This window comes from Nocardioides sp. (assembly GCF_041913365.1).
Taxonomy (GTDB): domain Bacteria; phylum Actinomycetota; class Actinomycetes; order Propionibacteriales; family Nocardioidaceae; genus Nocardioides.
On the sequence record NZ_JAYSFM010000010.1, the window covers coordinates 58604 to 81846 of the forward strand.

At 71.3% G+C, this 23243-nt stretch carries 24 protein-coding genes; 14 read left to right on the forward strand and 10 right to left on the reverse strand.

What is annotated here, in order from left to right:
* Positions 1 to 10 precede the first annotated feature (10 nt).
* On the forward strand, positions 11 to 913 hold the full coding sequence (locus tag ACE3QY_RS18275; protein WP_374457481.1) for a dihydropteroate synthase: 903 nt from the start codon (positions 11 to 13) through the stop codon (positions 911 to 913).
* A gap of 47 nt (positions 914 to 960) precedes the next feature.
* Here the strand turns inward: ACE3QY_RS18275 and ACE3QY_RS18280 are convergent, their stop codons facing one another.
* The 3 genes from ACE3QY_RS18280 to galE form a co-directional block, all read right to left on the reverse strand.
* Complete coding sequence (locus tag ACE3QY_RS18280) at positions 961 to 1797, reverse strand: hypothetical protein (RefSeq protein ID WP_374457482.1); 837 nt, start codon at positions 1795 to 1797, stop codon at positions 961 to 963.
* 167 nt (positions 1798 to 1964) lie between these two features.
* Positions 1965 to 2753: an N-acetylmuramoyl-L-alanine amidase gene (locus ACE3QY_RS18285; RefSeq protein ID WP_374457483.1), complete on the reverse strand. Its 789-nt coding sequence runs from the start codon at positions 2751 to 2753 to the stop codon at positions 1965 to 1967.
* Positions 2753 to 3766: a UDP-glucose 4-epimerase GalE gene (gene galE, locus ACE3QY_RS18290; protein WP_374457484.1), complete on the reverse strand. Its 1014-nt coding sequence runs from the start codon at positions 3764 to 3766 to the stop codon at positions 2753 to 2755. Before galE ends, ACE3QY_RS18285 begins: the two co-directional genes overlap by 1 nt.
* Positions 3767 to 3808: 42 nt before the next feature.
* Here galE and gmd point away from each other — a divergent pair, with 42 nt between their 5' ends.
* Together gmd and ACE3QY_RS18300 are read left to right on the forward strand one after the other, a co-directional pair.
* Positions 3809 to 4789, forward strand: a complete 981-nt coding sequence (gmd, locus tag ACE3QY_RS18295) for a GDP-mannose 4,6-dehydratase (protein ID WP_374457485.1) — start codon at positions 3809 to 3811, stop codon at positions 4787 to 4789.
* On the forward strand, positions 4786 to 5721 hold the full coding sequence (locus ACE3QY_RS18300; RefSeq protein WP_374457486.1) for a GDP-mannose 4,6-dehydratase: 936 nt from the start codon (positions 4786 to 4788) through the stop codon (positions 5719 to 5721). The genes gmd and ACE3QY_RS18300 overlap by 4 nt, the downstream gene beginning before the upstream one ends.
* Positions 5722 to 5897: 176 nt before the next feature.
* Here the strand turns inward: ACE3QY_RS18300 and rfbA are convergent, their stop codons facing one another.
* Positions 5898 to 6764, reverse strand: a complete 867-nt coding sequence (gene rfbA / locus ACE3QY_RS18305) for a glucose-1-phosphate thymidylyltransferase RfbA (protein ID WP_374457487.1) — start codon at positions 6762 to 6764, stop codon at positions 5898 to 5900.
* 64 nt (positions 6765 to 6828) lie between these two features.
* On the opposite strand from rfbA, the gene ACE3QY_RS18310 reads away from it, so the two are divergent.
* Genes ACE3QY_RS18310 through ACE3QY_RS18320 form a run of 3 tightly spaced genes read left to right on the forward strand, consistent with a single transcriptional unit; the run spans position 6829 to position 11161 of the window.
* Positions 6829 to 8718: a DUF4012 domain-containing protein gene (locus ACE3QY_RS18310; protein WP_374457488.1), complete on the forward strand. Its 1890-nt coding sequence runs from the start codon at positions 6829 to 6831 to the stop codon at positions 8716 to 8718.
* A gap of 26 nt (positions 8719 to 8744) precedes the next feature.
* A complete protein-coding gene (rfbB, locus tag ACE3QY_RS18315) occupies positions 8745 to 9743 on the forward strand; it encodes a dTDP-glucose 4,6-dehydratase (RefSeq protein WP_374457489.1) in 999 nt (332 codons plus the stop codon).
* Positions 9743 to 11161, forward strand: a complete 1419-nt coding sequence (locus ACE3QY_RS18320) for a sugar nucleotide-binding protein (RefSeq protein ID WP_374457490.1) — start codon at positions 9743 to 9745, stop codon at positions 11159 to 11161. Before rfbB ends, ACE3QY_RS18320 begins: the two co-directional genes overlap by 1 nt.
* A gap of 134 nt (positions 11162 to 11295) precedes the next feature.
* Here ACE3QY_RS18320 and ACE3QY_RS18325 read toward each other — a convergent pair whose 3' ends face one another.
* The 3 genes from ACE3QY_RS18325 to ACE3QY_RS18335 all read right to left on the reverse strand — a co-directional run bounded on the left by ACE3QY_RS18325 (position 11296) and on the right by ACE3QY_RS18335 (position 13019).
* Entirely contained in the window at positions 11296 to 11592 is a 297-nt protein-coding gene (locus tag ACE3QY_RS18325) for a DUF2516 family protein (RefSeq protein WP_374457491.1), read from the reverse strand.
* 200 nt (positions 11593 to 11792) lie between these two features.
* Positions 11793 to 12581, reverse strand: a complete 789-nt coding sequence (locus ACE3QY_RS18330) for a hypothetical protein (protein ID WP_374457492.1) — start codon at positions 12579 to 12581, stop codon at positions 11793 to 11795.
* A gap of 39 nt (positions 12582 to 12620) precedes the next feature.
* Positions 12621 to 13019: a helix-turn-helix domain-containing protein gene (locus tag ACE3QY_RS18335; protein WP_374457493.1), complete on the reverse strand. Its 399-nt coding sequence runs from the start codon at positions 13017 to 13019 to the stop codon at positions 12621 to 12623.
* Positions 13020 to 13147: 128 nt separating this feature from the next.
* Here ACE3QY_RS18335 and ACE3QY_RS18340 point away from each other — a divergent pair, with 128 nt between their 5' ends.
* Positions 13148 to 13591, forward strand: a complete 444-nt coding sequence (locus ACE3QY_RS18340; protein ID WP_374457494.1) for a VanZ family protein — start codon at positions 13148 to 13150, stop codon at positions 13589 to 13591.
* Here ACE3QY_RS18340 and ACE3QY_RS18345 read toward each other — a convergent pair.
* Positions 13588 to 14553 carry an asparaginase gene (locus tag ACE3QY_RS18345; protein ID WP_374457495.1) on the reverse strand — a complete coding sequence of 322 codons (966 nt, stop codon included), beginning with the start codon at positions 14551 to 14553 and terminating at the stop codon, positions 13588 to 13590. The genes ACE3QY_RS18340 and ACE3QY_RS18345 overlap by 4 nt on opposite strands.
* A gap of 40 nt (positions 14554 to 14593) precedes the next feature.
* On the opposite strand from ACE3QY_RS18345, the gene cysC reads away from it, so the two are divergent.
* From cysC to ACE3QY_RS18365, 4 genes are all read left to right on the forward strand, one after another.
* Positions 14594 to 15772, forward strand: coding sequence for an adenylyl-sulfate kinase (cysC, locus tag ACE3QY_RS18350; RefSeq protein WP_374457496.1), 1179 nt, complete (start codon positions 14594 to 14596; stop codon positions 15770 to 15772).
* The gene (locus ACE3QY_RS18355; RefSeq protein WP_374457497.1) at positions 15769 to 16314 is read left to right on the forward strand and encodes a hypothetical protein; all 546 of its coding nucleotides are present in this window, start codon (positions 15769 to 15771) and stop codon (positions 16312 to 16314) included. The genes cysC and ACE3QY_RS18355 overlap by 4 nt, the downstream gene beginning before the upstream one ends.
* Positions 16314 to 17321 (forward strand): sulfite exporter TauE/SafE family protein, encoded by a 1008-nt coding sequence (locus ACE3QY_RS18360; protein WP_374457498.1) that lies wholly within the window; start codon positions 16314 to 16316, stop codon positions 17319 to 17321. Before ACE3QY_RS18355 ends, ACE3QY_RS18360 begins: the two co-directional genes overlap by 1 nt.
* Positions 17322 to 17461: 140 nt before the next feature.
* Positions 17462 to 18301 (forward strand): hypothetical protein, encoded by an 840-nt coding sequence (locus ACE3QY_RS18365; protein ID WP_374457499.1) that lies wholly within the window; start codon positions 17462 to 17464, stop codon positions 18299 to 18301.
* Positions 18302 to 18394: 93 nt separating this feature from the next.
* Here the strand turns inward: ACE3QY_RS18365 and ACE3QY_RS18370 are convergent, their stop codons facing one another.
* Positions 18395 to 19219, reverse strand: a complete 825-nt coding sequence (locus ACE3QY_RS18370) for a 3-keto-5-aminohexanoate cleavage protein (RefSeq protein WP_374457500.1) — start codon at positions 19217 to 19219, stop codon at positions 18395 to 18397.
* A 17-nt stretch (positions 19220 to 19236) separates the two neighbouring features.
* Between ACE3QY_RS18370 and dtd the strand changes: the two genes are divergently transcribed.
* Positions 19237 to 19680 (forward strand): D-aminoacyl-tRNA deacylase, encoded by a 444-nt coding sequence (gene dtd, locus ACE3QY_RS18375; RefSeq protein ID WP_374457501.1) that lies wholly within the window; start codon positions 19237 to 19239, stop codon positions 19678 to 19680.
* Between the two features lie 55 nt (positions 19681 to 19735).
* Here dtd and ACE3QY_RS18380 read toward each other — a convergent pair whose 3' ends face one another.
* Positions 19736 to 20911, reverse strand: a complete 1176-nt coding sequence (locus ACE3QY_RS18380) for a family 16 glycosylhydrolase (RefSeq protein WP_374457502.1) — start codon at positions 20909 to 20911, stop codon at positions 19736 to 19738.
* Between the two features lie 102 nt (positions 20912 to 21013).
* On the opposite strand from ACE3QY_RS18380, the gene cysD reads away from it, so the two are divergent.
* Together cysD and ACE3QY_RS18390 are read left to right on the forward strand one after the other, a co-directional pair.
* The gene (gene cysD, locus ACE3QY_RS18385) at positions 21014 to 21928 is read left to right on the forward strand and encodes a sulfate adenylyltransferase subunit CysD (RefSeq protein ID WP_374457503.1); all 915 of its coding nucleotides are present in this window, start codon (positions 21014 to 21016) and stop codon (positions 21926 to 21928) included.
* Positions 21928 to 23199 (forward strand): sulfate adenylyltransferase subunit 1, encoded by a 1272-nt coding sequence (locus tag ACE3QY_RS18390; RefSeq protein ID WP_374457504.1) that lies wholly within the window; start codon positions 21928 to 21930, stop codon positions 23197 to 23199. The genes cysD and ACE3QY_RS18390 overlap by 1 nt, the downstream gene beginning before the upstream one ends.
* The last annotated feature ends 44 nt before the right edge of the window (positions 23200 to 23243 follow it).

A 23243-nucleotide genomic window follows, 5' to 3' on the forward strand; every position in this document is an offset into this window, starting at 1 on the left:
CTGTTGCACCGTGATCACCCTCGCCGACCTGGCCGCCCTCCAGAACGAGCACGGCGACGCGTGGGACAGCCCGGTTGCGCCCGTCGTCCTCGACGGACCGCGCGGACAGGTGCGGATCGGCGACGGGCCGGTCACCCTGATGGGCTGCGTCAACCTCTCCCGCGACTCGACCTACCGCGAGAGCGTGGCGATCAACCCGGAGGACGCCGTCCGCATGGGCCGGATCCAGGGCGCGCAGGGCGCCGCGATCGTCGACCTCGGCGCCGAGTCGAGCAACGCCCGGGCGGCCCGCGTGTCCGCCGAGGACCAGGCCCTCACCCTCGTGCCGGCGGTCCGGGAGCTCGCCGAGGAGTCGATCGTGTCCGTCGAGACCTACGAGCCGACGGTCGTGCGCGCCTGCCTCGAGGCCGGCGCCCGCATCCTCAACATGACCGGCCGCGAGCACGAGGACGAGATGCTCGGCCTCGCCGCCGAGTACGACGCCGCGGTGGTGATGTGCTTCGGCGAGACCGCCAACGTCCGCGAGATCGCCGACGTGCCGCCCGACGACGACCCGGTCCCGGTGCTGCTCGACCACTTCGCCCCGCGCATCGCCCACGCCCGCTCGCTCGGCGTGCACCGGGTGGTGATCGACCCGGGCATGGGCTTCTACTACGGCAACCTCGTCGACCCGCCGACCCGGGCCCGCCACCAGGCGCGCGTGCTGACCCAGGGCTTCCGCCTCCGCCCCCTCGGCGTACCCGTCTGCAACGCGGTGCCGCACTCCTACGACCTCTTCGGCGACGAGTTCCGCAAGGCCGAGGGCTTCTACGGCGTCTTCGCCGCCCTCGGCGGCACCCACCTCGTCCGGACCCACGAGGTCGCCCACCTCCGCGCCGTCCTGCGCGGCCTCGCCGAGCTCGAGGTCCGCTGAGGCAACACCATGAAGGCAGTTCGCCGCGACCTGTGTCAGCGGCACGCTCACGCGACCAGCGCGTGACGGCCAACTGCCTGCATGGTGCGCCAGTGGACGACCTCCTCGATGGCCGCGGCCACCTCGCGGGGCGAGAACATGACGTCTGCCCAGGTGAACCTCAGCACGACCAATCCGAGCCGAGCCGCCTTGGTGTAGCGGTCGACATCGCGCTGCAACCCCGCCTTGGTCCAGTGGTGCTCGAGGGACTCGGCCTCGATCACCATGCCGAGGACGCGGTCGAGGAGGTCCACCCGTCCGACGCCGGGCACCTCTCCCTGCGGGACGACCGCCAGCCCGGGGACGGTCATCGCGATGGCGTGGAGACAGGACTCGAACGGGTTCGCCCGCAGATGCGACGCCGCCTGTGCCACCCGGACTGACTTGGCCCGGCCGGTTCGAGGACTGCGGGCGGCGGCGACGAGCAGGTCGTCGCGGTCGACGATGCCTTCGCGTAGGGCAGAGTCGGCGACAGACAGAGCCACGTCGAAGTCGTACGCCCTCGCGCAGTCGATCACAGTGCGCGTCCGGGAGGTGACGTTGCGGCGGCGCTCACGGTCGGACAGGTCGGCCCAGTGCAGCTCGTAGCTGCCCGCGGGTTTGCGCGCGCTCCGAGGGAGGGTGATGCACGGTCTCACCGGGTCGTGCTTCAGCTTCCAGCCGAACTCCTGCGCAGCGCTGAGGTGGGAGGCCGTGCCCCCGGTGCGCGCCACTGCTCGCATGGTGGCTTCGGCATCTGCCAGGCAGTACCGGTTGTGGCGAGGCTTGTGGATCCGTCCCTCCACCATCGCTGCCGAGACCTGCGCCCGGGTCGTCAGCGCGATGAGCTCGCCGAACGGCGCCACGCCGCCCAGCTCGCGCAGCGCATCGACCGGGTCCACTCCCTGAGGTTGACAGCACCCGGCGGGCGCTCGCTCCGTCTCTCCACAGGCACCATGAAGGCAGTTGGCGTCACACATGGACGCGAGCAGGCTCGGGTACGTCGCGAGGCAGTCCAACTGCCTTCATGGTGTCAGCGGAGGAAGGCGCGCACCCCGGCGACGAGACCGCGGGCGTAGCGGGCGCGGCCTCGCGGGGAGGTCATCACCCGCGCGTCGGCGGCGCTGCGCATGTTGCCCAGCTCGACCATCACGGTGGGTACGTCGGACAGGTTGAGGGTGCCGAGGTCGGAGCGGACGTCGAGCCCGTCACCACCGGCGACGTAGTTCGCCGGCACGAAGCCGCGGCCCTGCAGGCCGGACTTGACGGCCGCCGCCAGCCGGCGTGACGGGCGGGCGATGTCGTCGGTCCACGGCGCCCGGTCGGGCGGCGCGATGACGTGGAAGCCGCGGGCGCCGGCGGCGTACGACCCGTCCGCGTGGATCGACAGCTTCAGGTCGGCGTCGATCGCGTTGCCGGCCCGCCCGCGGGCGTCGACGCACGGACCCCACCGGTCCTGCCGGTTGCTGTGGCGGGTCAGCCGGACGGTGGCTCCGAGCTCGCGCAGCCGCCGCGCCACCAGCCGCGAGACCTGCCAGGCGAAGGTCGCCTCGGGATAGCCGCCGTCGGTCGCGGTGCCGGTGGTGTTGCACGGCTTGCGGAAGCCACCGGCCGGCACCGGGCGGTTGATCCGCGCGGGGAAGTTGTGGTTGCCGAGCTGGTGGCCCGGGTCGATCACGATGGTGCGGCCGCCGAGCGGAGCCTTGGTTTCGACACGGGCTCGTCCCTCGCCCTGCTCAACCGGCGGCGCCGCAGCAGCGAGCGTGTCGAGACCCAGGCCCATCGCGAGACCCAACAGCAGGACGGCCAGCCGCCGGAGCATCAGCCCGCGAAGCCCTGCGGGTTCTGCGACTGCCAGCGCCACGCGTCGGCGGCCATCTCGTCGACCGACTTCTTCGTGCTCCAGCCGAGCTCGGCGTTGGCCTTGGACGGGTCGGCGTAGGAGGTGGCGACGTCGCCCGACCGGCGGGGGACGACCTCGTAGGGCAGCTCGCGGCCGACCGCGCGCTCGAAGGCGTGCAGCATCTCCAGCACGCTCGTGCCGTGGCCCGAGCCGAGGTTCCACACGTGGACGGGCTGGTCGGTCCGGGTGAGCGCCTCGAGGGCGGCGACGTGACCGGCGGCGAGGTCCTCGACGTGGATGTAGTCGCGCACGCCGGTGCCGTCGACGGTGTCGTAGTCGTCGCCGAAGACCTGGAGCTTGTCGCGCTTGCCCACCGCGACCTGGGCGATGTAGGGGGTGAGGTTGTTGGGGATGCCGGACGGGTCCTCGCCGATCGTGCCGGACTCGTGGGCGCCGACCGGGTTGAAGTAGCGCAGCAGCGCGAACCGCATCTCCGGGGAGGCCGCGGCCACGTCGCGCAGGATCTGCTCCTGCATCACCTTGGTCCAGCCGTAGGGGTTGGTCGCGAAGGTGCGCTGGTCCTCGGTCGCCCCGGCCTGGTTGGTGCCGTAGACGGTGGCGCTGGAGGAGAAGACGAGCTTGTCGACGTCGTACTTCTGCATCGCCCGCACGAGCGAGAACGTCGAGACCAGGTTGTTCTCGTAGTAGTCGAGCGGCTTCTCCACGCTCTCACCGACGGCCTTGTAGCCGGCGAAGTGGATCACCGCGTCGAAGTCCTCGGCGGCGAACAGGTGCTCGGTCTTGTCGTAGTCGCACAGGTCGAAGGAGTGCAGCGGCAGCGAGGTCCCCGTCAGCGCCTCCATCCGGCCGAGGACGACCGGGTGGGAGTTGCTGAAGTTGTCGACGATGACCACGTCGTGGCCGGCCGCGACGAGCTGGATGACGGTGTGCGAGCCGATGTAGCCGGCCCCTCCGCTGACGAGGATCTTCATGCGCCTCACCCTAACGATCGGTCTCCCTGACAGAATGCGCGCATGCCTACCGCACTCATCACGGGAATCACGGGCCAGGACGGCCTCTACCTCGCCGAGCTGCTGCTCGAGAAGGGGTACGACGTCCACGGCCTGATCCGCGGCCAGAACAACCCGCGCCGTGAGCTCGTCCAGAAGGTCGTCCCGGACGTCACCCTGCACAACGGTGACCTCACCGACCTGTCCAGCCTGATGCGGGCGCTGCGCGACACCGACCCCGACGAGGTCTACAACCTCGGCGCCATCTCCTTCGTGGCGTACTCCTGGGAGAACGCCTTCGTCACCAGCGACGTGACCGGCATGGGCGTGCTCAACATGCTCGAGGCCGTACGCCTCCACGCCGGGGACGACCCGTCGGCCATCCGCTTCTACCAGGCCTCGAGCTCGGAGATGTTCGGCAAGGTGCAGGAGGTGCCCCAGTCGGAGAGCACCCTGCTGTGGCCGCGCTCCCCCTACGGCGTGAGCAAGGTCTACGGCCATTACATGACGATCAACTACCGCGAGTCCTACGGCATGCACGCCTCCTCGGGCATCCTGTTCAACCACGAGTCCCCGCGCCGCGGGCCGGAGTTCGTGACCCGCAAGATCAGCCAGGCCGTGGCCCGCATCCACCTCGGCCAGCAGGACTCGATGGCGCTGGGCAACCTCGACGCCCGCCGCGACTGGGGCTTCGCCGGCGACTACGTCGAGGCGATGTGGCGGATGCTGCAGCAGGACGAGGCCGACGACTACGTCATCGCCACCGGCGAGACCTGGTCGATCCGCGACTTCCTCGACGCCGCCTTCGCCCACGTCGGCGTCGACGACTGGTCCAAGCACGTCACCCAGGACCCGCGCTTCATGCGCCCCGCCGAGGTCGAGCTGCTGATCGGCGACGCCTCGAAGGCCAAGGACAAGCTCGGCTGGACGCCCACGGTCTCGTTCCCCGAGCTCGTGGCGATGATGGTCGACAGCGACATCGCGGCGGTCAAGGCGGGCTGGTGACCGCTCGGGCCTTCATCACGGGCATCGGCGGTCAGGACGGCACCTACCTCGCAGAGCGTCTCGTCGGCGAGGGCGTGGAGGTCCACGCCCTCGTCTACTCCTCCGACGGGCACCCCGAGCACTGCCCCGACGAGGTGGTGCTGCACACCGGCGACCTCGGCGACGTCGAGGCGACCCGGCGGCTGGTCCACGAGATCGCGCCCCAGGAGGTCTACAACCTGGCGGCGATCAGCTCGGTCGCCCAGTCGTGGGACGAGCCCGACCGCACCGCCCACGTCAACGGCCAGGCCGCGGTCGCGCTGATGGAGTCGGCGCGCCAGCTGGGTGACGTACGCGTCGTGCAGGCGTCGAGCGCGGAGATCTTCGGCGAGCCGACGGACTCCCCGCAGACCGAGGACACCGCGATCCGCCCGGTGAACCCCTACGGCGCCGCCAAGGCGTTCGCGCACCTGTCGGCCCACGTGCTGCGGCAGCGCGACCTGCACGTGTCGAGCGTGATCCTCTACAACCACGAGTCGCCGCGCCGGGCCGAGCGGTTCGTGACGCGCAAGATCACCGCCACCGCGGCCGCGATCGCCCGCGGCGAGGCCGACGAGCTGGTCCTCGGCAACCTCGACGCCCGCCGCGACTGGGGCTGGGCGCCCGACTACGTCGACGCGATGGTCCGCGCCGCGCGGGCCGACGAGCCGTCCGACTACGTCGTCGCGACCGGCCGCGCCCACTCCGTGCGCGACTTCGTCGCCGCCGCCTTCACCGCCGCCGGCATCACCGACTGGGAGCCGCTGGTCCGCAGCGACCCGGCCTTCTTCCGCCCGGCCGACCCGACCGAGCTGGTCGGCGACGCCACCAAGGCGCGCGAGGTGCTGGGCTGGGAGCCCACCGTGGCCTTCGAGGAGATCGTGGCCCGCATGGTGGCCGCCGACCTCGCCTGATTCCACAGGTGGTCGAGTAGCCCGCGAGCGCCAGCGACCCACATCGCCGGTTGAGGTGCGAGGAGCGCCAGCGACGAGCCTCGAAACCCCTCGAGGAGGCGTGGTTTCGAGGCTCGCTCCGCTCGCACCTCAACCACCGGACGACGACGCCGCTCGCACCTCAACCAGCGGGGTTGTCAGCTGTGGGTCAGCAGGCTGAGGAGGTACTCCCCGTAGCCGCTCTTGCGGAGCGGCTCGGCGCGCTCGGCGAGCTCGGCGTCGGAGAGGAAGCCCATCCGCCAGGCGACCTCCTCCGGGGCGCCGACCTTGAAGCCCTGCCGGCCCTCGATGGTGCGCACGAAGTTCGAGGCGTCGTTGAGCGAGTCGAAGGTGCCGGTGTCGAGCCAGGCGGTGCCGCGGGGCAGGACCTCGACGTGCAGGCGGCCCTCCTCGAGGTAGCGCCGGTTGAGGTCGGTGATCTCCAGCTCGCCGCGCGCCGACGGCTCCAGCTCGGCGGCGTACTGCACCACGTCGTTGTCGTAGAAGTAGAGGCCCGGGACGGCGAAGTCGCTCTTCGGGTGCTCCGGCTTCTCCTCGAGCGAGAGGGCGCGGCCCTGCTCGTCGAACTCCACGACGCCGTACGCGCGGGGGTCGGCGACGTGGTAGCCGAAGACGGCGGCGCCGTCGAGGTCCTTGAAGCGGAGCAGCTGCTGGCCGAGGCCGGATCCGTAGAAGATGTTGTCGCCCAGCACCAGGGCGGCGCGCTCACCGCCGATGTGGTCGGCGCCGATGATGAAGGCCTGCGCGAGGCCGTCGGGGCTCGGCTGCACCGCGAAGGTCAGGTTGATGCCGAACTGCGACCCGTCGCCCAGCAGCCGGTGGAAGCCGTCGGCCTCGTGGGGCGTGGTGATGATGAGCACGTCCCGGATCCCCGCGAGCATGAGCGTGGACAGCGGGTAGTAGATCATCGGCTTGTCGTAGACCGGGACCAGCTGCTTGCTGATGCCCTGCGTGATCGGGTGCAGGCGAGAGCCGGTGCCACCGGCCAGGATGATTCCGCGCATGGCGCCACCCTAGGGGTCTGCGGAACCGCCACGGCGTTCCACCGGGTTTGGCACCATGTCCCCCATGCCGTCCCGCCCTCGCCCGTCCACGCGACGGGTGGTCCGGCCGTGGATGGTGGTCGGTGGGCTGTTCCTGCTGCTGGTCGTGCTCGGCCTGCTGGCCCTCCCGTTCCTCGACGCACCCGACGAGGCGGAGGCGGCCCGGTCCGACCTGGAGGCCGCCAAGACCGCGCTGGACTCCGGTGACCTCGACGCGGCCGCGGCGAGCATCGCGAGTGCCCGCGAGCACGCCGACCGGGTGCAGGACGCGATGCAGGGCATCGGCGGCGACGTCTGGAGCGTGGTCCCGGTGGTCGGCGGCCCCGTGTCCGACGTACGCCACCTCGGCAACGCGCTCGACCACCTCACGTCCACCGCGGAGATCGCCGTCGCGACGTGGCCGGCGGTGACGGGCGACGACGCGACGCTGTTCGGCGACCGGTCGATCGACGTGGCCACGCTGCGCGACGTCGTCACCGCGGTCACGGACGCCAGCACCCACCTCGACACCGCGCAGCTCGAGCTCGAGGAGGTCGACGACTCCGCCCTCGGCGTCGGCACCCGGCTGGCCGAGGCCCGCGACGAGGCGACCGCGATCGTCACGCCGCTGGCGGCGGGCGCCCGCCGCGCCAAGCCCCTCGCCGACGCGCTGCCCGACCTCTTCGGAGCCGCCGGTGACCGCACCTACCTGCTGGCGATCCTCAACCCGAGCGAGCAGCGCTTCTCCGGCGGCGCGCCGCTGACCCTCGCCCCGCTCACGGTCGCGGACGGCCGGCTCACCGTGGGCGAGGCCCGCGACACCACCGACAAGGAGCTCTACCGCGTCGGCCGCTGGCAGAAGGTGGAGGGCAACTCGTTCCACAACGGCAAGCTGCGGCTCTCGACGGCCACCTACGCTCCCGACTGGTCGGTGTCGGGCGAGGAACTGCTGCGCGGCTGGGCCCGCATCGTCGGCGAGGAGACCGACGGCCTGATCGCCGTCGACGTCGTCGCCCTGGCCGACCTGATGCGCATCACCGGCCCGGTCGACGTGCCGATCTACGGCCGGATCGACGCCGACAACTTCACGCAGAAGATGATCGGCGACTACGACGCCTTCCCTGACAACGAGGCCCGCCACGCGCTCAACCTGGCGTTGGTCCCCCTCTTCGCCGACCGCCTCCTCGGCCCCGGCAACGGCGTCGACAAGATCGAGTCCCTGCGCGACTCGGCCCGGGGCCGCCACTTCGCGATGTGGATGCGCGACCCCGACGTCCAGGCCGCGGTCACCGACATCGGCCTCGCCGGCGAGCTCTCCGACACCGAGCACGACTACCTCGCCGTCCTCAACCAGAACACCAACGCCAGCAAGTCCGACTACTGGCAGCGGCGCAGCCTGACCAGCGACGTGCGGCTCCGGCCCGACGGCTCGGCGAAGGTCCGGCTCACGATCACCGTGCACAACGACTCCCCGCCCTACGCCAACCAGGAGTTCGGCGACCCGCAGCGGGGCAGCAGCCGCACCCGCTGGAACGGCATGACCCTCGGCGTCTTCCTGCCCCTCGACGTCGACGTCACCAGCGCCACCGTGGCCGACCAGCCGGTCGGCACCGACGTGTTCGACTACTTCGGCCGCCCCTACAAGCTGCTGCGGATGACCCTTCCGCCCACCGAGACCCGCACCGCGGTCCTGGAGTACGTCGTCCCTGCCGCAGCCGACGCGCTCGACGACGGCACGCTGACCTACCACCTCGACGCCACGCCGCAGGGCATGGTGATCCCGGAGGCGGTGTCGGTCACCGTGCACTGGCCCGAGGGGTACGACGTCGGCGAGCTGCCCGACGGCTGGACCCGCACCGGCCCCGGCGTGGCGACGTACGACGACCCGGGCCTGGTGACGCAGCCGAGCTTCAGCATCACCGGCTCGGCGGGCTGAGCGCGCGTCCCCCTAGACTCCCCGCCATGGAACGCCTTCTTGTGACCGGGGGCGCGGGGTTCATCGGGTCGAACTTCGTGCACCACCTCATGGAGCACACCGACCTCAAGGTGACGGTGCTCGACAAGCTCACCTACGCCGCCAGCAAGGAGGCGCTGGAGGGGCTCCCCGAGGACCGGGTGCAGCTGGTGGTCGGCGACATCGCCGACGAGGACGTCGTCGACCCCCTCGTGGCGGCCCACGACGCGGTCGTCCACTACGCGGCGGAGTCGCACAACGACAACTCGCTCAACGACCCGAGCCCGTTCATCAAGACCAACATCCTCGGGACGTACACGATCCTCGAGGCCGTGCGGAAGCACGACAAGCGCCTCCACCACGTCTCGACCGACGAGGTCTACGGCGACCTCGAGCTCGACGACCCGAAGCGCTTCACGGAGGACACCCCCTACAACCCGTCCTCCCCCTACTCCGCGTCGAAGGCCGGCTCCGACCACCTCGTCCGCGCCTGGGTGCGCAGCTTCGGCATCCGCGCGACGGTGTCGAACTGCTCCAACAACTACGGCCCCTGGCAGCACATCGAGAAGTTCATCCCGCGCCAGATCACCAACGTCATCGACGGCATCCGCCCCAAGCTCTACGGCTCCGGCGAGAACGTCCGCGACTGGATCCACGCCGACGACCACTCCTCCGCGGTCCTCACCATCCTGGAGAAGGGCCGCATCGGCGAGACCTACCTGATCGGCGCCGACGGGGAGAAGAACAACCTCGAGGTCGTCCGGCTGATCCTCACGCTGATGGGCAAGGGCGAGGACGAGTTCGACCACGTCACCGACCGCGCCGGCCACGACCTGCGCTACGCCATCGAGTCCGGCAAGCTGCGCCAGGAGCTCGGCTGGCAGCCGCGCTTCCAGGACTTCGAGTCCGGCCTGGCCAACACCATCCGGTGGTACCAGGAGCACGAGGACTGGTGGCGCCCCCACAAGGACGCGACCGAGGCGAAGTACGCCCAGAAGGGCCAGTGATGGCCGACCTCACCGTCGAGACCACGCCGATCCCCGGGCTGCTGGTCGTGCGGATGCCCCTGCACGGCGACGCGCGCGGCTGGTTCAAGGAGAACTGGCAGCGGGAGAAGATGGTCGCCCTCGGGCTGCCCGACTTCGGCCCGGTGCAGAACAACATCTCCTTCAACGCCTCCCGCGGCGCCACCCGCGGCATCCACACCGAGCCATGGGACAAGTACATCTCGCTCGCGACCGGCCGGATCTTCGGCGCGTGGGTCGACATGCGTGAGGGCGAGAGCTTCGGCACGACCTTCTCCATCGAGGTCGACCCGTCGGTCGCGGTCTTCGTGCCGCGCGGCGTGGGCAACTCCTACCAGGCGCTCGAGGACGGCACCGCCTACACCTACCTCGTCAACGATCACTGGCGTCCCGGCGTGAGCTACCCGGCCCTCCACCTGGCCGACGAGTCCGCCGGCATCCCGTGGCCGATCCCGCTCGACGAGGCGGAGATCTCCGAGAAGGACCACAACAACCCGCGCCTGGCCGACGTGGTCCCGATGCAGCCCAAGAAGACGCTGATCGTCGGTGCCCTCGGCCAGCTCGGCCGGGCGCTGCACGAGGCCTACCCCGACGCCGACCGCGTCGACCTCTTCGAGGGCGAGGGCGTGACCTCGCTCGACCTCACCGACGCTGCCGCGGTCGCCGCCTGGCCGTGGCACGAGTACGCCGTCGTGCTCAACGCAGCGGCGTACACCGCCGTCGACGCCGCCGAGACCACCGAGGGCCGCGTCACCGCCTGGGCGGCCAACGCCTCCGGCCCGGCCACCCTCGCCGGCCTCGCGCGCGAGCACGGCTTCACGCTCGTGCACGTCTCCTCGGAGTACGTCTTCGACGGCACCGCGCCGCTCGACCCCGGCCACACCGAGGACGAGCCGCTGTCCCCGCTCGGCGTCTACGCCCAGTCCAAGGCCGCCGGCGACCTGGCCGTCGGCCTGGCCCCGCGCCACTACCTCCTGCGCACCTCGTGGGTGATCGGCGAGGGCAAGAACTTCGTCCGCACGATGCAGGCGCTCGCCGAGAAGGGCGTCTCCCCCAGCGTGGTCGACGACCAGGTCGGCCGGCTGACCTTCACCGGCGAGCTGGTCCGCGCGATCCGCCACCTGCTCGACTCCGGCGCGGAGCACGGCACGTACAACCTCTCCAACGGCGGCCCGGCGATGTCGTGGCGCGAGATCGCCCAGGCCGTGTTCGAACGCTCCGGCCGCAGCGCCGACGACGTCTCCGGCACCACCACCGCGGCGTACGCCGAGGGCGTGCTGGCGCAGGGCAACCCCTTCGCCCCCCGCCCGCTCAACTCCGCCATGTCCCTCGACAAGATCCGCGCCACCGGCTTCGAGCCCGAGGACGCCCTCGCCGCCCTCGACCGCTACCTGGCCTGAGCCGTGCGAGCGCAGCGAGCCTCGAAACCCCTGTCGCCCTGACAAGGGGGGTAGTTAGGGACGTTCTCGTAGGAGAACAGCCCGGCCGACCTACCAGAACGTCCCTAACTACCCCAGCGGAGCGAGCCCCGGCATCAGCGGCGGTAGGAGGTGACTTCCCGGAGGGCGGGGCGGACGTCGGCGATGTAGACGAGGGCCGCGATGGTGAAGACGAGGTGGATGATCCCGAGCGGTGAGGAACCCATGAGGATCAGCTGGGCGGCGAAGCCCAGGCCGGTGATCGCGCACCACGCCGACTTGGTCAGCTTGCCGGCCGCGTTGTAGGCCTCGGCGGAGTACGTCAGGGCGTTGACGAACGCGAACCCCTTGACCGCGAGCAGCACCACGAGCACCACGAGCCAGGTCGTGCTCTGGAAGGCGTAGATGTCCACGGCACCAGCGTAAGGCCCCGCAGGAAGCGGCGGCCTCCACCAGCCGGCGGGATCCGTCATCCGATCCCGACCTGATCGGTTCGGCTCCGGATGACGGATCGGCCGGGAGCCCGGACGCACGTGGGCCCCCGTCCGCACCGGACGGGGGCCCACGGCTCAGAGCTGGCGGCTCAGAACAGCATCAGCTGCTCGTCGTCCCTTCAGTCGCCGACCTTCTCGGCGGCCTCGGTGACGGCCTGGACCGCGCTGGAGGCGGTCTTCTTGGCAGCGGTGGCGGTGGCCTTGGCGCTGCTCTGGGCGGCGGTGGACTTCTTGGCCGCGGTCTTGCGGGCGGTCGTGGCGGACGCCTTCTTCGCGGCGGCCTTCCGGGTGGCCTTCTTGGCGGTCGGCTTCGGCTTCGGGGCGACCTTGGTGGCGGCGGTCTTGTCGGCCGCGTCGACCTGGGCCTCGGCGGCCTTCTTGGCCTGGGTGGCGGTGGTCTTCGCCTTGGTGACCGTCGTCTTGGCGGAGGTCACGGTGGCCTTGGTGGACTCCTGGCGCCGGATGCGGCCGACGAGCGACTCGCCGCGCTTGACCAGGTCGGCGTACGTCGCGTTGGCGGCGGCGACGTTCTCGTCGACGAGGGTGGTGACCTTGGCGGGGTACGCCTTGGCCTCGGCCTGGAGCTCGGCCACGCGGGCCTCGATCGCGGCGCGGCGGGCCTGCGCGTCCTTGGTGAGCGCGTCGACGCGGGCGGAGACGACGGTGACGGCCTGCACGCGCAGCGCCTTCGGGTCCGCGGCGGTCTTCTGGACGTCGGCGACCCGGGCGGTCGCGGTCTTCTGGACGTCGGCCACGCGGGCGGTGACGTCCTTCTGGACGGCCGCGAAGCGCTTCTGCACGTCGGCGACCGCGTCGCGGACGGCCTCGACGGCGAGGTCGGTGACGCCGACACCGGCGAGCACGGGGCGGAGGGCTTCGGTCTTGATGTCGAACTTGGCGGTGGCCATGTCCTTCTCCTTCTGTGGGGTGGAACCGGGTGGGTGGGGCTACTGGGTCGAATCCGGGTGGTGGGCGTTGAGCGCGAGGAACGACGCGTAGACGTCGAGGAGCGACTGCTTCTGCCGCTCGGTCAGTCCCGTGTCGGCGAGGACGGCGAGCTCGACGGAGCCGGCCTGCTCGGTGTCCGGGTGGACGATCCCGGCGCGAACGTAGAGCTGCTCGGCGGAGACCCGCAGCGCCTTGGCGAGCTGTTGGAGCACCTCGGCCGACGGCTTGCGCAGGCCGCGCTCGATCTGGCTCAGGTAGGGGTTGCTGACGCCGACCTGGTCGGCGAGCTGGCGGAGCGAGAGCCGCGCCGCGAGGCGCTGCTCCTTGAGGTAGTCCCCCAGCGAGTTCAGCGAGCTGACGACGGACTTGCTGCCCTTGTCACCCTTGTCCTTGCCCATGTCTCCAGTCTGCTAACACAGTTAGCAGATTGCAAACACGTGGACGGTGAAACCTCTCACAATGCCGGTTCCACCGGCACTTTCGCGCTAACCAGCGCTCGTGAACATGTGACCCCTAGGATCGAGAGGTGCCGCCCCGACCTCTCCCCGCCCGTGCGCGACGCGTGGTGACCGGTCTCCTGGTGGGGTGGCTGGCGATCCTCGCGGTCACGCTGCTCGCGCCCTCCGCGGCGGGCCCGTCCTGGCTGGTCGAGACGGTCGCCCGGGTCGCGGACGACCTCGGTGCGCCCGCGGTGCTCGCAGCCCCGGCGCGGGTCGAGTTCGCGCTCAACGTGGTGGCGTTCGTCCCGGCGTCGTTCCTCGGCAGCCTGCTGTGGGAGCGGCTGACCTGGCGCGACTGGACGGCCGGCGGCTTCGTGGCGTCGTTCCTCGTCGAGGTGGTCCAGGCCGTGGTGCTCGACCAGCGCTCGGCCACGCACGCGGACGTGGTCGCCAACACCCTCGGTGCGCTGGTCGGGGCGCTCGCGGGCGCGTTCGTCGTACGCCGTCTCAGCGGGCGCGACGAGCCCTAGAAGGCCGCGCGGATCTCCCCGACCGGCCTGCCTCCGCCGAGCAGGTCGAGCCGGCCCGTCGCGGCGACGGCCTCGGCGTCGACACCCTCCTCGTCCAGCACGCCGGAGCGCCGCAGCGCCTCGGCCATCAGCACCGGACGCACCCGGGCGGCGCCGTCGTCGGTCTTGAGCGTCCAGGCGCGGCCGTCGGGCAGCGCGACGGCGTAGCAGGACTCGGCCCCGGCCTTGCCGATGAGGCCCGGGACCGCCCGGTGCAGGCGCAGCTCGTCGCGGGTGGTGCCGCTGACGTACTCGGGGTGCTGGCGGATCGCCGACGCGACCCGGTGCTCGGGGCCGTCCGTGGCCGCGGCGAGCGTCGCGAACGCCCGCGCCAGCCCGACCAGCGACGTCGACAGCAGGGGCGCCCCGCACCCGTCGACGGCGACGGTCGTGACCGGCTCCCCGGTCAGCCGGGCGAAGGTCTCCGCGATCGCCACCTGCAGCGGGTGGTCGGGAGCGAGGTAGGTGGCGGTGTCCCACCCCTGCAGGACGCAGGTGGCGAGCATCGCGGCGTGCTTGCCCGAGCAGTTCATCAGGATCGGGGTGCGCGTGCCGCCCTCACGGACGACCGCCTCGCGGGCGTCGTCGTCGAGCGGGTAGTCGGGCGGGGTTTGGAGCGCGGACTCCTCGAGGCCGGCCGACGCCAGGATCCGGCGTACGCCCTCGACGTGGAACGGCTCGCCGGAGTGCGACGCGCAGGCGAGCGCCACCAGCTCCGGCGGCAGGTCCAGGCCGAGCTCGAGCATGGCGAGCGCCTGGACCGGCTTGTTGCTGGAGCGGGGCAGCACGGGCACGTCGACCGCGCCCACCGACCAGTCGATGGACCCGTCGGCGGCGAGCGCGACGACCGAGCCGTAGTGGTGGCCCTCCACGAATCCGGAGCGGACGATCTCGGCGACGACGGGCAGACCAGCGGCAGGCATGGGCGCAGGCTACCGACCGCAGGTCTGAGAGGATGCGCGGGTGATCCAGCACTGCCCGACGCCGACCGAGCTCGACGACCTGGAGCTCCTGGTCTCCGGCGCCTACGCCCCCGTCACCCGCTTCAACGAACCCGGTTCGCCGGTGACCCTGGCCCTCCCCGACGGTGCCTCCGAGGCCGAGCTGGTCGACCCCGAGGGCCTGCCCCTCGCGCGGGTCTCCGCCGACGGCTCGCTGGAGCCGCTCACCCACGCGCAGTACGGCCCCTTCCGACGGCTGCACCTCACCCCGGCCCAGGCCCGCGAGCAGCACGCCGGCGCGACCTTCGTTCCGGTCGTCGACGCGCTCACCGAGGCCGACCTCGACGACCTCCGCGGCCTCGGCCGCATCGTCCTCGTCGCGCTGATGGGCACCGGCACCCCCTCCCTGTCCCCGGTCGCGCTCGTGCGGGCGACCCTCGCGGCGGCCGACCTGCTCGACGACGCCGCGGTCGTCGCCGTGCCCCTGCCGTCGCACGGCGACGCGGAGACCGACCACGAGCTCGGCGCCCAGGTCGTCGCCACCTACGCCGGCCCCGACCCCGTCCACGCGCTGGCCGCCTCCGACGCCCCCCACCCCGAGGCCATCGCCGCCATCGTCGAGGAGGACCAGCCCGAGCCCGAGGAGCAGGGCCTCGTGCTGTTCTTCACCGGCCTGTCCGGCAGCGGCAAGTCCACCCTGGCCCGCGCACTGATGGACCTGCTCCTCGAGCAGGGCGGTCGCACGGTCACCAGCCTCGACGGCGACGTCGTACGCCGTCACCTGTCCGCGGGCCTCACCTTCTCCAAGGCCGACCGGGAGACCAACATCCGCCGCATCGGGTGGGTCGCCGCCGAGATCGCCCGCCACGGCGGGGTCGCGGTGTGCTCGCCGATCGCCCCGTTCGCGGAGACGCGCGACCAGGTGCAGCAGATGGTCGAGGCCGCCGGCGGCGCGTTCTTCCTCGTGCACGTCGCCACCCCGCTCGAGGAGTGCGAGCGGCGCGACCGCAAGGGCCTGTACGCCAAGGCGCGGGCCGGCGAGATCCCCGAGTTCACCGGCATCTCCTCCCCCTACGAGGAGCCCGACGACCCCGCGGTGCGCGTCGACACGACCGGCCGCTCCATCGAGGACGCGCTCGACGACGTGCTCGTCGCGCTCGACGAGGCCGGCTTCCTCCACCTGACGGGTGCGACCGCATGAGCGAGCCGATCTCGGTGCTCTTCGTGTGCACCGCCAACATCTGCCGCTCGCCCGTGATGGAGCTGCTCGCCCGCGACATGGCCGGTGAGGGCGCGACCGTGGTGTTCGCCAGCGCCGGCACCCACGGCTACGACGACCACCCCCTCAACGACGACATGGCCGTCACGCTGACCCCGGGCATCGGCAGCGACTTCCGCAGCCGGCGGCTCACCCGCGAGATCCTGGCCGAGGCCGACCTGGTCCTGACGGCCGAGAACACCCACCGCACGCACATCCTCGAGGAGCAGCCGCAGCTGCACCGGAAGGTGTTCACGCTCGGCCAGTTCGCCGCGACCGCCGCGCAGATCCCGGACCTGACCGGCCGCGAGCTCATCGCCGAGGCCGGCGCGCGGCGCACCCCGCCGCGGCCGCAGGACGACGTGGCCGACCCCTACCGGCGCGGAGCGGCCGCGTCCGAGCAGGCGACCGGCACAATCACTGCCATGCTGGGCGAGATCGTGCCCCGGCTGGCCGACCGGGCCGCACCTGAGCAGGAGAGCTGATGGACTGGATCACCGCCACCTTCTTCTCGATCCTCGCCGCCGGCTTCCTCGTCGGCATCGTGGTCGGGCTGACGGGCATGGGCGGCGGCGCGCTGATGACGCCCGCCCTGATCTTCCTGGGCGTCGGCGAGGCGGCCACGGTCGTCACCGCCGACCTCACCGCCGCCGCGGTCTACAAGACCGGCGGCGCGATCGTGCACAAGCGCGAGGGCTCGCCCAACATGCAGCTGGCCAAGTGGCTGATGATCGGGTCGATACCCATGGCGCTGCTCGGGCCCCACCTGGTCTCGTGGGTCGTCGCACCCGAGGACATCGACGACACGCTCAAGCTCTGCATCGGCTTCGCGCTGCTCCTCGCGGCAGCGACGTACGCCCTGCGCCTCTACCTCAACCTGCTGCGGGTCCGCGGTGGCGACCACCCCGACGACAACCCCACGATCCGGCCGGTCCCGACGCTGCTCGTCGGCGCCCTCGGCGGCCTGCTGGTCGGCATCACCAGCGTCGGCTCCGGCTCGGTCATCATGATCGCGCTGCTGATGCTCTACCCCGGCCTGTCCGCGGTGAAGCTGGTCGGCACCGACCTCGTCCAGGCCGTGCCGCTGGTGCTGGCCGCGGCGATCTCCAACATCGTCCTGCACGGCCTCGACTGGGGCATCCTGGTCCCGCTGGTGCTCGGCTCGGTCCCGGGCACCCTGATCGGCTCCGCGATCGCCCCCCGCGTGCCGCAGTCGTTCATCCGCCGCGGCATCGTCGTGGTGCTGACCATGAGCGGCGTCGCGCTGCTCGACAAGGCCGGCTGGGCGCCGCTCGGTGCCGGCGAGGACGAGACCCACCCGATGCTCATCGCGGGCGTCGGCCTCTTCGTGCTGATCGTCCTCCCGATCGTGTGGGGCTTCCTCCGCAAGGGCCAAGGGCTGCCGATGTTCGGCTCCCCGACGATCGCCCAGCTCGAGGATCCGAGCTATCGACCAGGACTCGTCGGGATGAAGAAGGTCGACGACTCCTAGGGCCCTTCCCGGAGTGGCGGGGTGTGGGACGCCGGCGTGTCGGAGACGGCGTACGGCGTGTCGCTGGGGTTGCCGCTGCGGAGCGGCCCCTGTGGAGAGCCGTTCGCGCGGGTGGGGCCGGAGCACCAGACTTCCCGGCCATGGACGCCGTCGCCGCACTGACCCGCCTCGGCGGGATCGGGTCGACTGCCGACATCCTGCGGCTGACCACCCGCAAGCGCCTGCGTCGCGCCGTCGAGGCGCGAGCGGTCGTGCGGGTGTCGCGCGGCCGGTACGCCCTTCCGACGGCCGACCAGGCACGCGCCGTGGCCGTCCAGGTGGGCGGCCACCTGCGACTGCTCTCGGCTGCCGCGCACTGGGGCTGGGAGACCCAGTGGCCGGCACGCTTCCCCCAGGTCGTCGCTCGGGAGAAGCCCGAGGTCCCGGTGGACGGCGAGCTGGTCTGCGACACCTTGCCCCGTGCCGACCTCGACGGCTGGGCGACCTCACGGCTGCGCACCGTGCTCGACTGCGCGGCCGAGCTTCCCTTCCGCGAGGCGCTCGCCGTGGCCGACTCCGCGCTCCGGCACGGCGACGTGACCCGCGACGACCTGCTGGGCACCCTGCGACCGGACACTCCCCCGCGCGTCAGGCGCGTCCTCGAGCACGCCACGCCGCTCGCGGCCAACCCGTTCGAGTCCGTGCTCCGCGCCGTCCTCATCGAGGCGGGCATTGACGTCGTGCCTCAGTGGGCGACCACGGTCGACGGCGTGACCTACCACCCCGACCTCGCCGACCCTTTCCGCGCGCTCGCGATCGAGGCCAACTCCTGGGCCTTCCACGCGGGCAAGCCGGAGCACGACGCCGACTGCCTGCGCTACAACGCGCTCGTCGTCGCCGGCTGGACCGTGCTGCGGTTCACGTGGGAGCAGGTGATGTTCGCGCCCGACGTGGTGGTGGCGACGGTGCGGGCCGCGATGGCGTTGCCCGTCGCGGCCTGACCGGGGCCGCTTCCCCGCGACGTACGGCCGCAGCCGCAGCGTGTCGCACAAGGCGTACGGCGTGTCGCCGAGGCCGACGCCGAGAAGCGGCCCTCAGGCCAGGCCGAGCAGGTCCCGGCAGCCGGCGGGCGTCATCGGCTCGCGCTGCGCGATCCGGCCGAGGTCGGCGGCCCGGGCGACGAGCTGGGCGTTGGACCCGACCGGTACGCCGCGGCTGATGGTGAGCACGTCCTCCATCCCGACGCGCAGGTGACCGCCCATCGAGAGCGAGGCCATCGCGACGGAGAGCGTCGAGCGGCCGATGCCCGTCGCGGACCACGAGGTCACCTCGGGCGGGAGGGCGTTGACGCCGGCGACGAGGGCGGGAGCCGTGCCCGGCATGCCGCCTGGGACGCCCATCACGAAGTCGACGTGGACCTTGCCGCCGGCCGGGGTGCCGTACTCCCGGATCAGCCGGCCCAGGGCGTGCACCTGGCCGAGGTCGAACAGCTCGAACTCCGGCGCGACCCCACGCTCGAGAGCCAGCTGGTAGAGGTCCTTCACGAACGGCCAGGGGTTGAGGAAGACGTCGTCGCCGAAGTTCGTGGTGCCCATGGTCAGCGAGCACGAGTCGGGCTCGGCGTCGAGCACCTCGAGGCGCTTGTCGAGCGGGTCGTGCACCGAGCCGCCGGTGGAGAGCTGCACCACGAGCGAGGACGACTCGCGCACCGCCGCGACCCACTCGCGCAGCAGCGACTGCTCGAGGGTCGGGGCGTGCTCGCCGTCGCGGACGTGGATGTGGATCATCGCGGCGCCGGCAGCCTCGCACTCGGCCGCGGTGCGGGCGATCTCCTCCGGGGTGGTGGGGAGCTGCGGGCAGTCGTCCTTTGCGGTCTCGGCTCCGGTGGGAGCGACCGTGATCAGCAACGCGTCAGGCATGGCGGCATCCTTGCACCATGCGTTCGGTGATCCAGCGGGTCCTCTCCGCCAGCGTCCGGGTCGACGGCGAGGTGGTCGGCGAGCTCGCCCGCCCGGGCCTCCTGGTCTACCTCGGCGTCACGCACGACGACGGCGCCGCCGAGGTCGCGTGGACCGCCCGCAAGGTGTGGGACCTGCGGCTGCTGCGCGAGGAGCAGAGCGCCAGCGACGTGGGTGCGCCCGTGCTGGTGGTCAGCCAGTTCACGCTGTACGGCGACGCGCGCAAGGGCCGCCGCCCCACCTGGCAGGCGGCCGCCCCGGGCGCGGTCAGCGAGCCGCTCTACGAGGCGGTCTGCGACGAGCTCGAGCGGCTGGGCGCCGAGGTGGCGCGCGGCCGCTTCGGCGCGGACATGCGCGTGGAGAGCGTGAACGACGGCCCGATCACCCTCGTCCTCGACTCCCCCGCACAGGTGGTCGAGTAGCGAGCGCCGCTTCTCATAGGTGGTCGAGTAGCGAGCGCAGCGAGCGTATCGAGACCTACGACTTCGGCCCGGTCTCCCAGACCCGCGCCCAGTCGACCTCCATGTGCTCGGGCAGCTCGCCGTTGAAGCGCGGCAGCTCGTAGTCCGAGGACAGCAGGCTGAGGATCAGGAACTCCGGCTTGCCCGAGGTCTCGCCCTCGAGGCGGTGGGTGACCTTGCCGTCGATGCGGAAGACGTACTCCTGGGGCGTCCACTCGACGGAGAAGACGTGGTACTGGTCGGCCCAGCCCTCGCCGTACTGGTCGAGGTCGGGCACCCAGCCGCCGACGGTCTGCTTCTTGCCGGCCTTGTCGAGGAAGTAGGTGAAGCTGGTGAGGCCGCCCTCGGGGTGGTCGTCGCCGAAGTACTCCATGATGTCGATCTCCGCGCCGCCCTTCTTGGCGCCGCCCTTGGTCTGGCCGCCGATCGGCTGCATCCAGAAGGCCGAGTGCTGGCCGCGGGCCGACTGCGTCTTGATCCGCGCGGCGGCGTAGCCGTAGGTGAAGCCGTAGGTGCCCTCGGTGCCGACGTGGCCGTTGATCCGGTAGGGGAACTGCTTGCGGCGGCCGGGGAGCCGGCACTCCTCGTCGTCCTTCGTCGGGTCCTCCAGCACGCTCAGCACGAGCACGCCGTCGTCGACCGCGGCGCCGTCCGCGTCGGCGCGCGAGCAGGTGCGGACGCTGGTGACACCCACCGCGCGGGTGGTCCAGAGGCCGTGCTTCTTCTCGTCGACGGAGTCCTTGTCGAAGTCGTCGGTGAAGGTCGCCTCGGGCGCGTCGTCGGTGGAGACCTTGGCCCCGATGGCGTCGTCGTCGTCGCCCACCACGACCTGCAGGTCGCCCGGGGTGCGGGTGGTCAGCGCGACCCGGCCCTCGTCGTCGGTCTCGTCCTCCGAGACCGACTCCCAGCCGCCATCGTCGGTCGTGGCGTACAGGGTGACGGTGGTGCCTTCATCCACGCCGTCGACCGTGGCGTCGACGACCCAGGCGGCGTCGTCGGCCGACTCCGTGTCCTCGCCCGTCGCGGCCAGCTGCGGCAGGACCCGCACCTCCAGGTCGTCGCTCGCGGAGTACGACGGCGGGCCGTCGTCGCCGGAGGAGCAGGCCGTCGTGACGAAGGCCACGGCCAGCAGGCCGGACAGCACGCGGCGGGACCGTGCGGAGCGGGTGGCGAGTCGGAGGTTGCGGCTCATTCGCCCGAGTCTGGCCGACCACACCCAGCGACGCGAATTCACCGAGGCGACGCGCGTCGCTACGATGATGGCTGCTGTCCCTAGAGAGGTCCTTGCTACGCCATGACCAACACCCATGTCGACTACCAGCTGAGTCAGCTCGACCAGCTCGAGGCGGAGTCGATCCACATCTTCCGTGAGGTCGCCGCAGAGTTCGAGAAGCCGGTCCTGATGTTCTCCGGTGGCAAGGACTCGATCGTGATGCTCCGCCTCGCGGAGAAGGCGTTCTACCCGGCGAAGATCCCGTTCCCGATCATGCAGGTCGACACGGGCCTGGACTTCCCCGAGGTCATGGAGACCCGCGACCGCTGGGTCAGCCGGCTCGGCGTGCGCCTGGTCGTCGCCTCGATCGACGAGGCCATCGCCAACGGCGTGCTCGTCGACGACGGCAAGACCAGCCGCAACCGCATGCAGACCGCCACGCTGCTCAACGCGATCGAGGAGAACGGCTTCACCGCCGCCTTCGGTGGCGGCCGCCGCGACGAGGAGAAGGCCCGCGCCAAGGAGCGCGTCTACTCCCACCGCGACGAGTTCGGCCAGTGGGACCCGAAGATGCAGCGCCCCGAGCTGTGGAGCCTCTACAACGGCCGCCTGCACGCCGGCGAGCACATGCGCATCTTCCCGATCTCGAACTGGACCGAGCTCGACATCTGGGACTACATCGGCCGCGAGGGCATCGAGATCCCCTCGATCTACTTCAGCCACCAGCGCCGCGTCTTCGAGCGCGACGGCATGCTGATGACCGAGACCCCGCTCAACCCGATGCGCGACGGTGAGACCGCCAGCGAGCGCACCGTGCGCTTCCGCACCTGTGGCGACATCACGCTGACCGGGTGCGTGGAGTCCACCGCCAGCACCATTGACGAGATCATCGACGAGGTCGCGGCCGCCCGGGTCACCGAGCGCGGCGCGACCCGAGGTGACGACCGATTCTCCGAGGCGGCCATGGAAGACCGCAAGAAGGAAGGCTACTTCTGATGGGCGCCACCGATGGCCAGATGGACCTGCTCCGATTCGCGACCGCAGGCTCCGTCGACGACGGCAAGTCGACCCTGATCGGGCGCCTGCTCTACGACAGCAAGTCGATCTTCGCCGACCAGCTCGAGGCCGTGGAGAAGACCTCCACCGACAAGGGGCACGAGTACGTCGACCTCTCGCTGCTGACCGACGGCCTGCGCTCCGAGCGCGAGCAGGGCATCACGATCGACGTCGCCTACCGCTACTTCGCCACGCCCACCCGCAAGTTCATCATCGCGGACACCCCGGGCCACGTGCAGTACACCCGCAACATGGTCACCGGCGCCTCGACCGCCGACCTCGGCCTGGTGCTCGTCGACGCCCGCCAGGGCCTCACCGAGCAGTCGCGCCGCCACGCGGTGCTGCTCTCGCTGCTGCGCGTCCCGCACCTGGTGCTCTGCATCAACAAGATGGATCTCGTCGACTGGTCCGAGGAGACCTACGAGAAGATCCACGCGGAGTTCACCCAGTTCGCGACCAAGCTCAACATCCCCGACCTCGAGGTCATCCCGATCTCGGCGCTCAAGGGCGACAACGTCGTGGACCGCTCGGAGAACACGCCGTGGTACCACGGCCCGACCCTCATGCACCACCTCGAGCACGTGCACGTCGCCTCCGACCGCGACCTCGTCGACACGCGCTTCCCGGTGCAGTACGTCGTACGTCCCAAGTCGGACGAGCACCACGACTACCGCGGCTACGCCGGCCAGATCGCCGGTGGCGTGCTGAAGAAGGGCGACGAGGTCATCGTGCTGCCCAGCGGCATGACCTCCAAGATCGAGGCCATCGACCTCTTCGACCGCGAGGTCGACGAGGCGTTCCCGCCGATGTCGGTCACGGTCCGCCTCGAGGACGACGTCGACGTCTCGCGCGGCGACATGATCGCCCGCGTGAAGAACGCCCCGAAGCCCAGCCAGGACATCGACGCGATGGTCTGCTGGATGACCAACGAGCCGCTGCGCCCGCGCCAGAAGCTCGCCATCAAGCACACGACCCGCACGGGCCGCACGATGGTCAAGGACATCCAGTACCGCCTCGACGTGAACTCGCTGCACCGCGACCAGGAGGCCGGCGAGCTCGGGCTCAACGAGATCGGCCGCGTCCAGCTGCGCACCACCGTGCCGCTGCTCTGCGACCCGTACTCGAAGAACCGCACCACGGGCTCGTTCATCCTGATCGACGAGGCCACCGGCGTCACCGTCGGCGCGGGCATGATCAACAGCGGGAGCTGACGGACTCGTCTTGCGCCCAGACAGCGGCGGCCCTCGCTCTGCGG

Coding starts and splice junctions, on each gene's coding strand:
- ACE3QY_RS18335 (WP_374457493.1), bottom strand. CDS start 13,019: ATGGGCAAGGACAAGGGTGACAAGGGCAGCAAGTCCGTCGTCAGCTCG.
- cysD (WP_374457503.1), top strand. CDS start 21,014: ATGACCAACACCCATGTCGACTACCAGCTGAGTCAGCTCGACCAGCTC.
- ACE3QY_RS18345 (WP_374457495.1), bottom strand. CDS start 14,553: ATGCCTGCCGCTGGTCTGCCCGTCGTCGCCGAGATCGTCCGCTCCGGA.
- ACE3QY_RS18330 (WP_374457492.1), bottom strand. CDS start 12,581: ATGGCCACCGCCAAGTTCGACATCAAGACCGAAGCCCTCCGCCCCGTG.
- ACE3QY_RS18320 (WP_374457490.1), top strand. CDS start 9,743: ATGGCCGACCTCACCGTCGAGACCACGCCGATCCCCGGGCTGCTGGTC.
- ACE3QY_RS18370 (WP_374457500.1), bottom strand. CDS start 19,219: ATGCCTGACGCGTTGCTGATCACGGTCGCTCCCACCGGAGCCGAGACC.
- rfbA (WP_374457487.1), bottom strand. CDS start 6,764: ATGCGCGGAATCATCCTGGCCGGTGGCACCGGCTCTCGCCTGCACCCG.
- ACE3QY_RS18310 (WP_374457488.1), top strand. CDS start 6,829: ATGCCGTCCCGCCCTCGCCCGTCCACGCGACGGGTGGTCCGGCCGTGG.
- dtd (WP_374457501.1), top strand. CDS start 19,237: ATGCGTTCGGTGATCCAGCGGGTCCTCTCCGCCAGCGTCCGGGTCGAC.
- ACE3QY_RS18380 (WP_374457502.1), bottom strand. CDS start 20,911: ATGAGCCGCAACCTCCGACTCGCCACCCGCTCCGCACGGTCCCGCCGC.
- ACE3QY_RS18390 (WP_374457504.1), top strand. CDS start 21,928: ATGGGCGCCACCGATGGCCAGATGGACCTGCTCCGATTCGCGACCGCA.
- ACE3QY_RS18365 (WP_374457499.1), top strand. CDS start 17,462: ATGGACGCCGTCGCCGCACTGACCCGCCTCGGCGGGATCGGGTCGACT.
- rfbB (WP_374457489.1), top strand. CDS start 8,745: ATGGAACGCCTTCTTGTGACCGGGGGCGCGGGGTTCATCGGGTCGAAC.
- ACE3QY_RS18360 (WP_374457498.1), top strand. CDS start 16,314: ATGGACTGGATCACCGCCACCTTCTTCTCGATCCTCGCCGCCGGCTTC.
- ACE3QY_RS18355 (WP_374457497.1), top strand. CDS start 15,769: ATGAGCGAGCCGATCTCGGTGCTCTTCGTGTGCACCGCCAACATCTGC.
- galE (WP_374457484.1), bottom strand. CDS start 3,766: ATGAAGATCCTCGTCAGCGGAGGGGCCGGCTACATCGGCTCGCACACC.
- ACE3QY_RS18285 (WP_374457483.1), bottom strand. CDS start 2,753: ATGCTCCGGCGGCTGGCCGTCCTGCTGTTGGGTCTCGCGATGGGCCTG.
- gmd (WP_374457485.1), top strand. CDS start 3,809: ATGCCTACCGCACTCATCACGGGAATCACGGGCCAGGACGGCCTCTAC.